We start from the raw sequence: 15,013 nt of genomic DNA on the forward strand, positions 1-15,013 counted from the left end.
GGCTTGGGGGTGGTGTTGGTGTTGACGACGAAGTCGGCGAGGAGGCCGGTGTTGGGGGCGTAGGTGTTCTGTTGGGAGGTGATGAGGTTCTGGTGGGCGGTGCGGATGGTGTCCCAGGCGCTGTCGCCGGTGGCCTTCTTGAAGGCGCGGAAGTGGTCGACGGTCCAGTCCGAGGAGCGGGTGATCCAGTAGTGGGGTTCGCCGTGAACGCCGCCACCGCCGGCWGCGCAACCATCGCCCTGCGCTACGCCAACGGCACCACCACCAACCGCCCGGCCGACATCGCCGTCAACGGCAGCGTGGTCTCCGCCGGACGCGCCTTCAACGGCACCGGAACCTGGGACACCTGGGCAACTTCGACGCTGACCGCCCAACTCACCGCGGGCACCAACAAGGTGCGCCTCACCTCGACCACCGCGGCCGGGCTGCCCAACCTCGACTACCTCGAGACCGAGGTCACCGCGGCCGGCACCGACTACCAGGCCGAGAGCGCCACCATCTCCCAAGGCGTCGTGGCCACCAACCACACCGGCTACACCGGCACGGGCTTCGTCGACTACACCAACGTCGCAGGGTCGTACGTGGAGTTCACCGTCAGCGCCGCAACGGCGGGCAGCGCCTCGATCACCCCGCGCCATGCCAATGGGACGACCACCGACCGGCCCCTGGACATCTCCGTCAACGGCACGGTCGTCGCTTCGGCGGTCTCCTTCGCCGGCACCACCAACTGGGACACCTGGGCCACCAAGTCCGTCAACGCGAACCTGAACGCGGGCAGCAACAAGATCCGGTTGACCGCGACCACCGCGGGCGGCGGCCCCAACCTCGACAAGCTCACCGTCGGGGAGCCCGCCGACACCGAGGCACCCAGCCGCCCCGACCGGCTCAGTTGCACCGACATCGGCGAGACCGGCCTCACCCTCAACTGGGGCGCCTCCACGGACAACGTCGCCGTCACGGCATACGACCTCTACGAACACGGCAACAAGCTGGGCGAGGCCGCCGGCAGCGCCACCTCCAAAGCCCTGATCGGGCTCACCCCCAACACGACCTACAACCTGACCGTGATCGCCCGCGACGYCGCGGGCAACGCCTCCCCGGCGAGCATCGCCCTCGACTGCAAGACGCTCGTCTCCACCGACCCGCCGCCCAGCAAGCCGGGCACACCGACCGTCTCCGGGATCACCGCCACCAGCGCCCATCTCACCTGGGGCGCCGCCACGGACGACAAGGGCGTGACGGCGTACGAGATCCGCAGCGGCGGCACCGTACTGAAGACCGTCACCGGCACCCCGCCGGCCACCTCCACCACGGTCAGCGGGCTGGCCTGCCGTGCCTCCTTCAGCCTGACCGTGGTCGCCAAGGACACAGTCGGCGGCTCTTCCACGCCGTCCGACCCGGTGGCCTTCTCCACCGCCGACTGCCCATCCGACGGTGGCATCCCCGGCACCCCGACCACGCTCTCCAGCGGCTGGTCCATTCCCTGGGGCACGTACTGGATGCCCGACGGCAGCCATGCGCTGATCACCGAACGGGACAGCTTCAAGGTGTTCAAGCTGACCGGGTCCGGCACCAAGACCCAGGTCGGCAGCGTGCCGAACGTGGTGACCACCGACGGCGAGGGCGGCCTGATGGGCGTCGCCGTCGATCCCAACTGGTCGAGCAACCACTACGTCTACTTCATGCACACCGCCGGTGAAGGCAACCGCATCGCCCGCATGACGTACAACGGCACCTCGCTCAGCGACTACACGACCCTGGTGCGGGGCATCAAGAAGAACCGCTACCACAACGGCGGCCGGCTCCTCTTCGGCCCCGACGGCTACCTGTACGCCACCACCGGCGAGGCCCAGACCCCCGACCTCGCGCAGGACAAGAACTCCCTCAACGGCAAGATCCTGCGCATGACCACCGAGGGCAAACCCGCCCCCGGCAACCCCTTCGGCACCCTCATCTACAGCTACGGCCACCGCAATCCGCAGGGCCTGGCCTTCGACCGCAATGGACGGCTGTGGGAATCCGAGCTGGGCAACAGCTCGCAGGACGAGCTCAACCTGATCAAGCCGGGCGCCAACTACGGCTGGCCGATCTGTGAGGGCTCCTGCTCCACCTCGGGCATGACCAACCCGAAGAAGACCTGGTCCGTCTCGACGGCCTCGCCCAGCGGCATCTCAATCGTCCGCAACGTCATCTACATGGCGTCCCTGCGCGGCGAACGCCTGTGGCGGATCCCGATCTCCGGCGACACCGAGAACGTGGGCACGGCCACCGCCTACTACGTCGGCAGCTACGGACGCCTGCGCACCGTCACCGAGGTGCCCGGCAAGGRCGAGCTGTGGCTGTCCACGACGAACAGCGACAACAACGGAGGAGAGCCGGACGGATCCGACAAGATCTTCCGGATCACGATCTCCTAGGCATCCGCCCGTGCTCCGAGACGAGGCGGGCCGCCCGGCGCATCACGCGCCGGGCGGCCCGGCCCTCACCCTTGGTGGCTGTGCACCGGGGTCTCGTGGTTGCTACGGCGTCGTCAGTCCTGCCGGCTTCCACCAGGCGGCGGAGGCATCGCGCAGGGTGTTGGTGCCGCAGTGCACCTCGCCCATGCCGAGGTGGTACGTGTACCAGTCGTCGATGTACGACACCTTCAGGCCCGCCCGCACGTAGGCCGCTGTGACGGCTTGGGTGAAGATGTCCTTGCCGCCGATGACAGGACCCCATTGGCGAGGAGCAAGGTAACGGTCGCGGCTGAGGAGGATGCCGTTGACCGCGCCCGGGACGTATGCGCTCGTCTCGACGGTTGCCGGTGGAGCCGCGGCGGAGTCGTTTCCGTCCCCGGCCAGCCACCGCTGCTGGCCGTGCTTCTTCACCGCGTCCGGCACAGGCGTGTTCCCGCCCATGCGCGTCAGTCGCGGCAATCGGACGTCCTCCCCGCCCTCCGTACGGGCCATCGAGCCGCGGGTGTAGAGGGCCGGCACGCGCACGATCTCGTCGTCGGTCACGCCGGTCTCACGCTTGAGGATCTCCAGATTGGCCGCGATCCGCTGAGCCGCCATGGTGTTGTCGGCCACCAGGTGTCGAGACGCGAGGGCCTGGTCGATGGTGTCCGGAAGCGGAGGGGAGCCCCCGAGGCCCGGGACGGAGAACATCTTGGTGCTGCCATGGCCGGCGCGCTTGGCTTCGCGCAGCAACTGCAGCCCCGCTTCGGGGTCGGCAACGCCGATCCGCCAGCCGCGCGGGGTGTCGGCGGGCAGGAACTGCACGAACTCGTCGACGTGGCCGACTTCCAGCCAGGAGGTGTCCAGGAGCAACGGGTCCTGGAGTCCCTGGGACTTCAGCAGCGTGCGCATCGTCGCCGAGGGCCGCTTGCCGCTGTCCTTGCGCCACCCCATGATGATCCGTCCGGCCGGGAACGAACGGCTGCCCAGGGCGTACGGCGGGATGGTCTCCAGGTTCCCCATGGAGTTGAGCGACCAGTCCGCCGGTGCCGATCTGTCGAAGGCCTGTACGACGCCGATGTCCCGTCCGCGGACCTTCTCGAACAGTTCCCGGCCGGCCTTGCGGTCCGGTTGCGCAGAGCGGAGCATCACACGGATCACGTGCCGGCGCCCGTCGGTTCCGGTCATGCTGACATAGGCCGGTTCGACGAAGTCTTGCGCCCAGGAGTCCTGGTACTTGTCGAATGTCACCAGCGGCCGGGTGATGCCGGCCTTCTCCGCTTCGCGCTTCAGGTCGGTGACGAACTTGCCCTGTAGCCCGCTCCAGTCGGCGTCGGGGCCCAGTTTGGTGACCATGACCTGCTGGGTCTTCTGGAGATGGTGGTGGGTGAGGAGTGGGGCGACGCGCAGGGTGACCGAGTCGGATGTGCTCTGGCCGCCCGCGGCCACACTCAGGCGGATGACCGTCCTGCCGTCCCACTTGCCGGCGTCCCGGATGACGTCGGTGGCTTCGACCCCGAACTCCACGCCGGCGCGCAACTCCGCGGCCGACAAGCTGGTCTGCGGTGTGATCATGACCCAGTTGCCCGCACGCTTGAGGTAGACGCGGGTGTGGTCGGCTCCCGTGGTGACCTTGACGCTGCCCTTGGCTCCTGTTGGCAGGTCCCGCATCGGCATCGTGCGGACACGGGCGAGGTCGGCGGCGTCGGCCGAGCCGTTGACCCGGGTGTCGGAGGCGTCGTTGCACGCGGCCAGTTTGGCGTCGGACAGCGGTCTGCCATCGGGTCCGGTGACCGGGCAGCGTTTGGTGTCATCGTCGATGTTGGGCAGGTAGACCGCTCCGCGGCCCAAGGTCCAGGTGTCCTCACCGGTCGTGTCGGTGGCGCCGGTGACATCGACCCGTCCATCTCGGTTCACATCGGCACGGAGATCGGCCCGTGCGGCCGGCTCCGCGGCCGAGGCTGGTGAAATCGGCGCAGCCAGGGCGGTTCCGACCGCGGCGAGCGCGAGAACCACGGGCCCAGCAGGGTTCGTCCGTATACGTCGGTGTGAGCGCACAGCGCGTTCCTCCTCAGTTCGGGGGGTGCACCGTGCAAGAGATGAAAGAGGCGCCTGTGCGTTCACTGTGCTGACAGAAAGTCATGCCGGAGTGTGAGGATCACGCCCCCCGTTGGGGGGGAACAGATCAGGCTGTCCGCTTGCGCAACCCGCTCCGATGTCTCCGCGTCCAACTCCACGACAGACGACTGTCGATCACCCGGGAGAGCACGTGGCGAAGAAGGACCAGACGACGGACGCGGCGAAGGAGAAGGACCGCGAGAAGTGGATGGCGCGCTTCCAGGTACGGCTGGCCATGCAGCCGGGCGTGGACCGGACCGTCGTGCTCCAGGCGGTCAAGGAGGTCACGACGCACTGCGCCGAGACAGGAGAGCACCCGCGAAGCGCCTTCGGCGACCCGGATGCCTACGCCGTGCAGACCGCCGCGCGGCTGGTGCCATCGGACCGAGCGGCGCGCGCAGGACGCCACAACTCCGTCGTGGACGCGCTCGACTCCGTACGTGACGCGGCCGGCAAAATCGCCGGTCTGTGACCGGTTGAAGCGACCGCTCCCGCCATGAGGCGGAGTGCTCGCGGGTGGTTGCCCATACGACGTCGAGGTCACCGGCCGGGTCGAGCGGCCGGTGACCGGCTCGGCATGGATCCGGCCGAGGGCCGAACAGCACGCTGGGAAGCCGATCTGCTCAGCCCTCCAGCTGCGCACGCCCCGCCCGGTTCTGGTGGACGTTTTCGAAGCCTGTGCGAGCACATGCCTTGTCTCGTCAGGGCACCGAAACCTGACCGGCCCCGCGTCCCGGGCGACCGCGCAGTACGAGAACAGGCGCCGGGCGATGCCGCCATGACGGGGGCTGACGACACGCTGTTCCTTCGTGCCGCCCCAGCCCTACCTGGTTCGGTATGCCCGCAGAAAGGTCCGCACTCCTTCGACGACGAGTGGTCGGACGCGGATGTCCTCCGCCGCGTTCGCGGAGCCGAGCCTGTCCAGCGCGACGCCGAAGGTCAGCGCGATGAACTGGTCGGCCGCGAGTCGGGGGTCGGGGACGTCGAGGAGCCCGGCCGCGGCGAGGGCGGCGAACCGCTCGGCGAGTGCCTCGTCGGGAGTGTCGGCCATGGAGTTGTAGCCCCGATGCGGCAGGTGGCCGGATTCCGCCCGGACCAGTCGTTGCAGGGTTGCGTACTCCGCCGAGCCGAGCATGTCGGTCGCGATGCGCATCGAGAACGTGACCAGGGCGTCCTCGAGGTCGACGTCCTCGGTGACGTCGGTGAGGGTGTCGTCGAGGGTGCGCCGGATCGTGGTGATCAGTGACTGGCCGACGGAGTCGACGACTGCTTTCAGCAGCGTCTGCTTGTCGCCGAAGTAGTCGTAGACCGTCCGCTTGGACACCTCGGCCCGGGCGGCGACCGCGTCGACGCTGGACCGGTCGAAGCCGTCGGCGAGGAACAGTTCCCGGGCCGCCGAGAGGATGGCGGCCCGCTTCCGCGTGGATCCCTCGCGCAGTGTCTTCGTGGTCGGCGTCTTCGTGGTCGGCATGGGCACATCCTAACCGTCCTACACTGCACGGTGTAGTGTAATACTGGCTCGGCGGGTGCCGCACGCGTGCCACTCCGCCCGGCGGAGCCGTGCCTGCGCAAACTCGGTTGGCGATTCCTCGGGTTCACCCCACGGCACGGCCTCGGACCTGTCCACAAAGCACCGCCGGCAATGACGGAAGGACGTCCATGACCGCAACTCAGGCTCCCCCGGTCCGCATCGGTAGGGCCGCTGTCGGGGCTCTCGGCATGCTGGCAGTCGCCACAGGTGCCTTGGAGTCGGTGGTGACGCCGACGCTCCCGCTCCTGCAACGCGAGCTGGACATGAGTCCCGCCGAAGGGGCGTTACTCAGCATCATGCTGCTCATCACCGGCGCGCTCGTCACACCGGTCGCAGGCAAGTTAGGCGACCGCTACGGCGGAAAACGGGTCCTGATCCGACTGATGGCGGTGGTCTCGGCCGGCGGTCTGGTGTCCGCCCTGGCGCCGAACCTGCCCGTGCTGCTGCTCGGCCAGGTACTGCAGGGAGCGATGGTGGGCGCGCTGCCCCTGTCGTTCATCCTGGTGCGCAAACACCTCCCCGCGGGAGAGTCGAAGGTGGCCATCGGGACGGTCAGCGGGCTGTTCGTGGGCGGCGGGATGGCGGGGACACTGTCGGCCGGACCCGTGGCGGAAGGGCTGTCCCGCCACTGGATGTTCGCGCTGCCGACGATCGCGGTCATCGGGGCTACCACGCTGGTGAACAGGCTGATGCCGCATGATCCTCCGGGCCGTTCGGACGGCGCCGGGATCGACTGGCCCGGCCTGGTTCTCCTGAGCGGGACGCTGGTCACGCTCATGCTCGTACTCGCGCTCGCGCCCGACATCGCCTCGCAGCCACTCGTGCTCGGCGCCCTCATCGTGGTCCTTGCCGCCTTCGTGACCGGATGGATTGTCGTCGAGCGCCGTGCGGCCTCGCCGATGGTCGACCTGCGCATGCTGGCACGGCCCGCGGTGTGGAAGTCGTGCGTGCTGACCTTCGCCATCTGCGTCGGCACCGCGGTGCCGGTCTATCTCGTCCCGCAGCTGTTCGCGGTGCCCGCCGACGAGTACGGCTTCGGGGCCGGCGCCACCGAGATCGGCTTCTATCTGCTGCCCGGCGCCGTGGCCGCGTCGCTGGCGGGGCCGATCAGCGGGATCGGGGCCCGGCTTTTCGGCTCGCGCGCCGTGGTCACCGCCGGGATCGTCCTCATGGCCGCCGCCCTGATCGCCTTGGCGGCCGTGCACACCGAGGTCTGGCACCTCGTCATCGGCAAGATGCTGATCGCGCTGGCCAACGGCCTGTGCGTTACCGCGATGGTGACCAGCACCGCCACATCCGTCGATCAGAGCGACACCGGCATCGCCACCAGCCTGGTCCTGGTGACTCGCGTGATCGGCTTCGCCGTGGGTGTGCAGGTCAGTGGCGCGATCCTCACCGCCGCAACGCCTTCCGGGTCGGATGTCCCGGCCGAATCGGCCTTCGTCACCGGCTTCGTCATAGCCGGCGTCGTCACGGCGCTGTGCCTGCTTGTCGCCCGTTCCATGAGCAAGGGAGTCGAGGAATGACCCGCACTGATCGGTCGAGGGATATCCGTACGACGCCTAGCCGCAAGGTCCTCATATCCGGGGCCAGCGTCGCGGGACCCGCCCTCGCGTTCTGGCTGAACCGCTACGGATTCGCGGTCACGGTGGTCGAAAAGGCGGGCGCACTTCGTGACGGTGGATACCCCGTCGACGTACGCGGCACCGCACTCGAGGTCGTCCGGAGGATGGGAATCCTGCCGCGGCTGCGGGCCGCGCACATCGACCTGCGTCGGCTGACCTTCCTCGCCGGGGACGGCAGCGAGGTGGCCTCGCTCAACCCGCACGCCGTCACGGGCGGTGTCGCGGGACGGGACCTGGAGGTGCGGCGCGGGGATCTGACCAGCGCTCTCTACGCGGCGGTCCGTGACGACGTGGAGTTCTTGTTCGCCGACTCCATCGACACCCTCGACCAGTCCGGCCACGGGGTCGACGTCACCTTCCGCGGGGGCAGCAGGCGTACGTTCGACATGGTGTTCGGTGCGGACGGTCTGCATTCACGTACCCGCGAGTTCCTGTTCGGCCCCGAAGAGCAGTTCCACCGGTATCTCGGCTACTGCTTCGCCGGGTTCACCCTGCGCAACACCTTCGGGCTCACCCGCGAGACCGTGATGTGGACCACCCCGGGCAGGGCCGCGGCACTCTACGCCGTGGGGGACAACGACGATGTACACGCCTTGCTGAACTTCGCCCACCCGGAACTGCCGTTCGACGCGTTCCGGAACCCACAAGCCCAACGGGACCTGGTCGCCGCGGTCTTCGCCGACGCGGGATGGGAGGTCCCGGGCATGCTTGCCGCCATGCGCGACGCGGATGACCTGTYCTTCGACGGGGTCAGCCAGATCCGCATGCCCCGCTGGTCCAGCGGCAGGGTCGCGCTGGTGGGCGACGCCGCGTACGCGCCCTCGTTCCTCACCGGACAGGGCACCAGCCTCGCACTCGTCGGCGCGTACATGCTCGCCGCTTCCCTTGCCGACCGGGACCACGCCGCGGGCTTCGCCGCTTACGAGCACGACACCCGTGAGTTTGTGACCGTCAACCAGGATCAGGTCGGCGAGGGCGATGCCACCCTTTTCCCGACCACCGCTCGGGCCCTGGAGCAGCGCAACGACATGCTGCGCAATCTCAGCGCCATTCCCTCCGCGGAGGGACGACCGGCCCATTCGGCCCTCACCCTGCCCGCATTCATGCCGATGACGTGAGCCCGGGCCCTCGCGCCGATGCCGGGCGTCACCGGCGGTCGGGGCCGGCGGTTCGGACTCAGCGCCGGTGACGGTGAATGCGCTGATCGCGGAGCGCTACCTGGCCGATTCCGTCGCTCGCACCCGCGGGCGGATTGCCGGCTGTCCCCGGCCAACACCATGATCACGACATCATCACCCTGGCCACTGCCGCGCGTGCCTGCCTGGGCGTCCTGCGCGCCCGAGGGCCGGACACACGCGGAGCGCAAACGGCCTGCACTGCGGTCGGAAGGGAGGCCAGAAGCCTCCTCGGCGGGCTGGAGTCGGGCGGTTCGGCCCCCTCGGAGGCCGTATCGCCCGAACTGCCCGTACCCTTCATGGTGTCAACGGCGTCACATAGCGGGCGCCAAACCACTGGAGGCAACACCTCGTGCTGATTGCTCAGCGTCCGTCCCTGACCGAAGAGGTCGTCGACGAGTTCCGCTCCCGGTTCGTGATCGAGCCGCTGGAGCCGGGCTTCGGTTACACCCTCGGCAACTCCCTGCGTCGCACTCTCCTCTCCTCGATTCCGGGTGCGGCGGTCACGTCCATCCGCGTCGACGGGGTCCTGCACGAGTTCACCACCGTGCCGGGCGTCAAGGAGGACGTCACCGACCTGATCCTCAACATCAAGCAGCTGGTCGTCTCCTCGGAGCACGACGAGCCGGTCGTGATGTACCTGCGCAAGCAGGGCCCGGGTCTGGTCACCGCCGCCGACATCGCGCCGCCGGCCGGTGTCGAGGTGCACAACCCCGACCTGGTCCTCGCCACGCTCAACGGCAAGGGCAAGCTGGAGATGGAGCTCACGGTCGAGCGTGGCCGCGGTTACGTCTCGGCTGTTCAGAACAAGCAGGTCGGCCAGGAGATCGGCCGTATCCCGGTCGACTCGATCTACTCGCCGGTCCTGAAGGTCACGTACAAGGTCGAGGCCACGCGTGTCGAGCAGCGCACCGACTTCGACAAGCTGATCGTCGACGTCGAGACCAAGCAGGCGATGCGTCCGCGTGACGCCATGGCCTCCGCCGGTAAGACGCTGGTCGAGCTCTTCGGGCTTGCCCGTGAGCTCAACATCGACGCCGAGGGCATCGACATGGGCCCGTCCCCCACGGACGCCGCCCTTGCCGCTGATCTGGTACTGCCGATCGAGGAGCTGGAGCTCACGGTCCGCTCCTACAACTGCCTCAAGCGTGAGGGCGTCCACTCCGTGGGTGAGCTCGTCGCCCGCTCCGAGGCCGACCTCCTGGACATTCGTAACTTCGGTGCGAAGTCCATCGACGAGGTCAAGGCGAAGCTGGCCGGCATGGGCCTGGCCCTGAAGGACAGCCCGCCCGGATTCGACCCGACCGCTGCTGCCGACGCCTTTGGTGCAGGCAATGACACGGACGCGGGCTTCGTGGAGACCGAGCAGTACTGAACGCTGCGCTAGGGGCCGGGTCACGGGGGACCCGACCCGGTGCTGGGGAGACGGTACAGCGGACGACCGCATCCCGTTCCCCAGCCAGGGGTCACGGCAGGCGCGCCATGACTATCGCCGAATAACGGTGTAGCTACTGGCCAGCCCCCGTGACCTCCGCGTGCGCCTCCCCGCCGCTGAGCCTGACGGTCAGGGATCCAGGGTTGCGCGGGCCAGAGTCCGGACGCCATTCGCGCGGCGCCCGGACTCCAGGCTCTTGAGCGGTCGCGGGCCGTTCGAGAAGCGAGTGGTGTTACGGGCCGACGCAGGGAGATGCCGGTGCGCCGGCGGCCARGCGCGCATGACAGTGCACCGGCATCGGTGGCCGCTCACCGAGGCCCCACCACCGCGCTCGCCGCGGAGCGGGCCCGGCAGGCGCGGATGGCCGTGGTCGGGCCCGTGACCGAGCGGTGGGCGCCGGAGCAGGCCGGGCCCGTGCACGAGAACTGGCGGCTGGCCGCGCCGATCGGTCCCTCGACCGACCTGTGGGCCCTGGGGGCGCTGCTCTTCCGGGCCGTGCAGGGGCACGCGCCGTATCCGGAGGAGTCGACGGCCGAGCTGGTGCAGATGGTGTGCGCGGAGCCGCCCGCCTTCGCCGAGGAGTGCGGTCCGCTCAGGCCCGTCGTGGAGTCGCTGCTGCGTCAGGACCCCACCGAGCGCCTCGACTACGAGGAACTACGCGGCTGGCTGCGCTCGCTGGTGCGGTCCGCGCCCGAGCCGGAGGCCGGTGCGCATGTCGTCGCCGCCCCGCCCGTCGACCCGAACCGGCTGCCGATCGTGCGGCGCCGGGGCGAGCTGGTGCGCCGGCGCCGGGCCGGGCTGCCCGCGCATCACGGGCGGCACAAGCGGGCCAAGCAGGAGTCGGCTTCGCCGCGCAGGCTGGGGCGTACGTTGCTGCTGCTGGTCCTGCTCGGCATGGCCGCGGCGATCGCGTACGCCATGCTGTTCATGCCGAAGACCGGCGAGGGCAACGCCGGTACGGCGGGCGGGGATCGCACCGGCGCCGCCGGCCAGGCCGGTGACGCGGACACCGACCAGTCCGCCGAGGCGAGCAGCGAGCCGCGGCCCGACCAGACCTCCCCGGAGTCCGGCAACGGCCCTTCGGAGTCGGCAGGTTCCACCGAGACGCAGAGCAACGACCCCGAGGTCCCTGACGGCTTCACGCTGCGCAAGGACGACGCCGGTTTCCAGGTCGCCGTGGCCAACGGGTGGGACCGTACGCCGAAGAACGGGCGCGGGCAGGTCGTGTACTCCCACGGCGACTTCGACCTCTTCGTCGTGCCGGGCCGGGACACCGCGGACCAGTACGGCAGCGACCCGATGGTCTACCAGCGGGAGCACGAGCGGGAGTTGCAGCCCTACCGCGACTCCAGCTGGGCGTCGTCCGGCGGACTGAAGACCATTCAGGTCGGCGAGCGGACCATGGCCGAGGGGCAGTTCACCTGGACCGACGACGAGGGGCGGGAGCTGTTCGTGCGCAATGTCGCGATCCTGATCGACGGGCGGTACCACGTGGTGCAGGTGCGCGGGCCCGAGGCCGAGCGGGACGAGGTGACGCGGCTGTTCGAGCAGGCGTCGGCGACGTACCAGGTCACCGGATGATTGTGCCCGCGGACCCTGTGTGATGGTTGCTTCCCGATGGCGAAAGCGACAACCATCACAGTGCGGTCTCCATGGCACCCCCGTGGTTCCGGTCGCGTCGGCCGGTCCTTAACCTGACCCTGTCAAGAACATTGCGGGGCAACGTGAATCAGATGCAGGGCCAGCTCGTTTCGGGTCGCTACCGGCTCGTCGACGCGATCGGCAGCGGCGGCATGGGCCGTGTCTGGCGTGCGCACGATGAGGTGCTGCATCGGGCCGTGGCGATCAAGGAGTTGACCGCCGCGCTCTACGTCTCCGAGAGCGACCAGGAGCGGCTGCTCGCCCGCACCCGGGCCGAGGCGCGGGCCGCCGCGCGCATCAACCACTCGGCGGTCGTCACGGTGCACGACGTGCTGGAGCACGACGGCCGGCCGTGGATCGTGATGGAGCTGGTCGAGGGGCACTCGCTGGCCGACGCGGTCAAGGAGCGCGGGCGCGTCGAACCGGCCGAGGCCGCCAGGATCGGTCTGTGGGTGCTGCGGGCGCTTCGCGCGGCGCACTCCGCCGGGGTCCTGCACCGCGACGTCAAGCCCGGCAACGTCCTGCTCTCCGAGGACGGCCGGGTCCTGCTGACCGACTTCGGCATCGCCCAGATCGAGGGCGACAACACCATCACCCGCACCGGAGAGGTCGTCGGCTCGGTCGACTATCTCGCCCCCGAGCGCGTCCGCGGCCACGACCCGGGCCCCGCCTCCGACTTGTGGGCGCTCGGCGCGACGCTGTACACGGCAGTGGAGGGCCGCTCGCCCTTCCGCCGCACCTCGCCGCTGGGCACCATGCAGGCGGTCGTCGAGGAAGAGGCCACCGAGGCGCAGCACGCCGGCCCGCTCGCGCCCGTGATCACCGCCCTGCTGTGCAAGGATCCGGCCACCCGGCCCGACGCGTCCGAGGCCGAGCAGATGCTGGCCGAGGCGGCCGAGGGGCGGCGGCCGAGCGCGGCGCAGGTGTATGTGCCGACGCAGCACAACCGTTACGAGCCGGAGGCGCACACCGGGCCCTCGCACCCCGGCTCCGCGCCCCCCGGGTCGGAGACAGCGGCGAACCACACGCCCTACCCGCCGGCGAGCAACAACCCGTACGCGTCGGGGAGCAGCACCCCGTACCCGCCGGTGACCGGCACCCCGTACCCGCCCATGAACGGCCCGACGGCGCTCGGCGGGCCGTACGACGGCACGGGTAGCCGGGCCACCGGCACCGCGCCGTCGCGCAAACGCCGGCGGCTGCGCACGCTCGCTCTCGTCGTCGCGCTCGCCGCGATCATCGGCGGCGGGACCGCGGTCGTGCTCCAGAAGTGGGGGCCGCAGGGCGGCGGCACGTCCGCCTCGACGTCGACCGAGCCCACGGACCCGAGCGCTTCGACGACGGAGGACCCGGCCCGGCAGGCCGGCGTACCGGCTTCCTGGAAGCTTTACGACGACCCCCTGGGGTTCAGCCTGTATCTGCCCGAGGGCTGGTCGCGGGAGGTGGTCGGCAAGGAGATCGAGGGCCTCGAGCAGGTCGACTACTCGCCGGACGGCGGCGAGCATTTCGTACGTATCTCCCTGGACCCAACGCCCGACTTCGCCAACTCCTACGACCATCTGCGCGACCTGGAGGAGCAGGTGGGGCAGAAGCTGGTCGACTTCGAGACCGTTTCCCTGAAGCGGAACCTCTATCGCGACCGCGACGCCGCCCTGTGGGAGTACACCTGGACCGCGCTCGCCAAGGACACGTCCTTCCCCGGGCCGCGCCACGCTATCGACCAGGCGTACGTGGACCGGGACGGCACGGAGTACGCGATCTACATGTCCACGCCGGAGAAGGACTGGACGACCACGCGCGAGCAGTACACGGCGGTGCTCAAGGGGTGGCGGACCGGCGGGTCCTGAGGCGCCCGGCCGGCCGGGCCGTCGCGTGCGTCTGCCGGCCGCCGGACAGAGCGTCGGGCGGCTTTTGAAGTCGTTTGCTCCTTTGCATAGTTGGCCGATCGGCACCCCGGAGTCGGTCCGTCCGGTGCGGCATGATGGGGCTCATGGGGACCGAGGGGGCCAACTTCCGTGTGATCGCGGGGCGTTACCGTCTTGAGGCGAGGCTCGGTCGCGGCGGCATGGGCGTCGTATGGCGGGCGACCGACCAGTTGCTCGGGCGCAGGGTGGCCGTCAAGGAGCTCCCTCTCGACGAGACGCTCTCCGCGGCCGAGGCCCGGCACCAGCGGGAACGGACATTGCGCGAGGCCCAGGCGGTGGCGCAGCTCAGTCACCCGCATGTCATGGTCGTCCATGACGTGGTCGAGGACGACGAACGCCCTTACATCGTCATGGAGTTGATCGACGGCGACTCCCTCGCCGACCGGATCGCGGCCCACGGGCCCGTCGACGCACACGAGGCCGCCCGGATCGGCGCCGACCTGCTGAGCGCACTGCGCACGGCACACGAGGCCGGCGTGCTGCACCGGGACATCAAACCGGCCAATGTGCTCATCGAGAACGGCACCGACCGCGTCGTCCTCACCGACTTCGGCATCGCGCAGGTGCCGGGCGCCTCCACGCTCACCGAGTCCGGGTCCTTCGTCGGCTCGCCCGAGTACACCGCGCCCGAGCGGATGTCCGGCGCCGGGACCGGCCCCGCCTCCGATCTGTGGTCGGTGGGCGCGCTGCTGTGCGCGGCGCTGAGCGGTGAGTCGCCGTTCCGGCGCGACTCGTTGAGCGGTGTGGTGCTCGCCGTGGTGTCCGACGAGATACGTCCGCCCGCGCAGGCGGCGCCGATCCTGCCCGTCGTGCAGGGGCTGCTGGAGCGGGATCCGGGGCTGCGACTGGACGCCCCGGGGGCGGAGCGGCTGCTGCGGGAGTTTCTGGAGACGGGGCACGCCCTCGTGCCGAAACGGTTCGGCAGGGCAGAGCGCACCTACTCGCCCCGCAGCGTGCTGGCCACCGTCGTGCTGGTCGCCGCCGACACCCCCGCCACAGCCATGGCGGCGACCAGCACGACGGTGGCCAGCACGCTGCGGGGCGAGTAGGTGCGCTCTGCCCTGCCGAACCGTTTCGGCACGAGGGCGTGCCCCGTCTCCAGAAACTCCCGCAGCAGCCGCTCCGCCC

9 protein-coding genes and 1 pseudogene are annotated in these 15,013 nt (G+C 69.8%); 8 read left to right on the plus strand and 2 right to left on the minus strand.

Annotated elements, in window-relative coordinates:
• The first annotated feature begins 203 nt into the window (after nt 1-203).
• Entirely contained in the window at nt 204-2,417 is a 2,214-nt protein-coding gene (locus EAO75_RS13285; RefSeq protein WP_261989259.1) for a PQQ-dependent sugar dehydrogenase, read from the plus strand.
• A gap of 102 nt (nt 2,418-2,519) precedes the next feature.
• Here the strand turns inward: EAO75_RS13285 and EAO75_RS13290 are convergent, their stop codons facing one another.
• A complete protein-coding gene (locus tag EAO75_RS13290; RefSeq protein ID WP_147995216.1) occupies nt 2,520-4,493 on the minus strand; it encodes a protein-arginine deiminase domain-containing protein in 1,974 nt (657 codons plus the stop codon).
• 211 nt (nt 4,494-4,704) lie between these two features.
• Between EAO75_RS13290 and EAO75_RS13295 the strand changes: the two genes are divergently transcribed.
• A complete protein-coding gene (locus EAO75_RS13295; protein ID WP_147995217.1) occupies nt 4,705-5,025 on the plus strand; it encodes a hypothetical protein in 321 nt (106 codons plus the stop codon).
• A gap of 351 nt (nt 5,026-5,376) precedes the next feature.
• On the opposite strand, the gene EAO75_RS13300 is transcribed toward EAO75_RS13295, so the two are convergent.
• A complete protein-coding gene (locus EAO75_RS13300) occupies nt 5,377-6,024 on the minus strand; it encodes a TetR/AcrR family transcriptional regulator (protein ID WP_147995218.1) in 648 nt (215 codons plus the stop codon).
• A 188-nt stretch (nt 6,025-6,212) separates the two neighbouring features.
• Between EAO75_RS13300 and EAO75_RS13305 the strand changes: the two genes are divergently transcribed.
• The 6 genes and pseudogenes from EAO75_RS13305 (at nt 6,213) to EAO75_RS13330 (ending at nt 14,934) form a co-directional block, all read left to right on the plus strand.
• Nucleotides 6,213-7,610 (plus strand): MFS transporter, encoded by a 1,398-nt coding sequence (locus EAO75_RS13305; RefSeq protein ID WP_147995219.1) that lies wholly within the window; start codon nt 6,213-6,215, stop codon nt 7,608-7,610.
• Nucleotides 7,607-8,827, plus strand: a complete 1,221-nt coding sequence (locus tag EAO75_RS13310) for an FAD-dependent monooxygenase (RefSeq protein WP_147995220.1) — start codon at nt 7,607-7,609, stop codon at nt 8,825-8,827. Before EAO75_RS13305 ends, EAO75_RS13310 begins: the two co-directional genes overlap by 4 nt.
• Nucleotides 8,828-9,236: 409 nt before the next feature.
• On the plus strand, nt 9,237-10,259 hold the full coding sequence (locus EAO75_RS13315) for a DNA-directed RNA polymerase subunit alpha (RefSeq protein ID WP_147995221.1): 1,023 nt from the start codon (nt 9,237-9,239) through the stop codon (nt 10,257-10,259).
• A gap of 369 nt (nt 10,260-10,628) precedes the next feature.
• Nucleotides 10,629-11,900: pseudogene (locus tag EAO75_RS13320) on the plus strand (serine/threonine protein kinase); the annotation flags it as partial.
• A gap of 152 nt (nt 11,901-12,052) precedes the next feature.
• Nucleotides 12,053-13,807: a serine/threonine-protein kinase gene (locus tag EAO75_RS13325; RefSeq protein WP_147995222.1), complete on the plus strand. Its 1,755-nt coding sequence runs from the start codon at nt 12,053-12,055 to the stop codon at nt 13,805-13,807.
• A 143-nt stretch (nt 13,808-13,950) separates the two neighbouring features.
• Entirely contained in the window at nt 13,951-14,934 is a 984-nt protein-coding gene (locus tag EAO75_RS13330) for a serine/threonine-protein kinase (protein ID WP_410092248.1), read from the plus strand.
• The last annotated feature ends 79 nt before the right edge of the window (nt 14,935-15,013 follow it).

It is taken from the genome of Streptomyces sp. UW30 (assembly GCF_008042075.1).
GTDB lineage: Bacteria > Actinomycetota > Actinomycetes > Streptomycetales > Streptomycetaceae > Streptomyces.

Bases quoted from the DNA above. Each gene is read 5' to 3' on its own strand.
- EAO75_RS13300 (WP_147995218.1), bottom strand. From the start codon at position 6,024: ATGCCGACCACGAAGACGCCGACCACGAAGACACTGCGCGAGGGATCC.
- EAO75_RS13305 (WP_147995219.1), top strand. From the start codon at position 6,213: ATGACCGCAACTCAGGCTCCCCCGGTCCGCATCGGTAGGGCCGCTGTC.
- EAO75_RS13330 (WP_410092248.1), top strand. From the start codon at position 13,951: ATGGGGACCGAGGGGGCCAACTTCCGTGTGATCGCGGGGCGTTACCGT.
- EAO75_RS13325 (WP_147995222.1), top strand. From the start codon at position 12,053: ATGCAGGGCCAGCTCGTTTCGGGTCGCTACCGGCTCGTCGACGCGATC.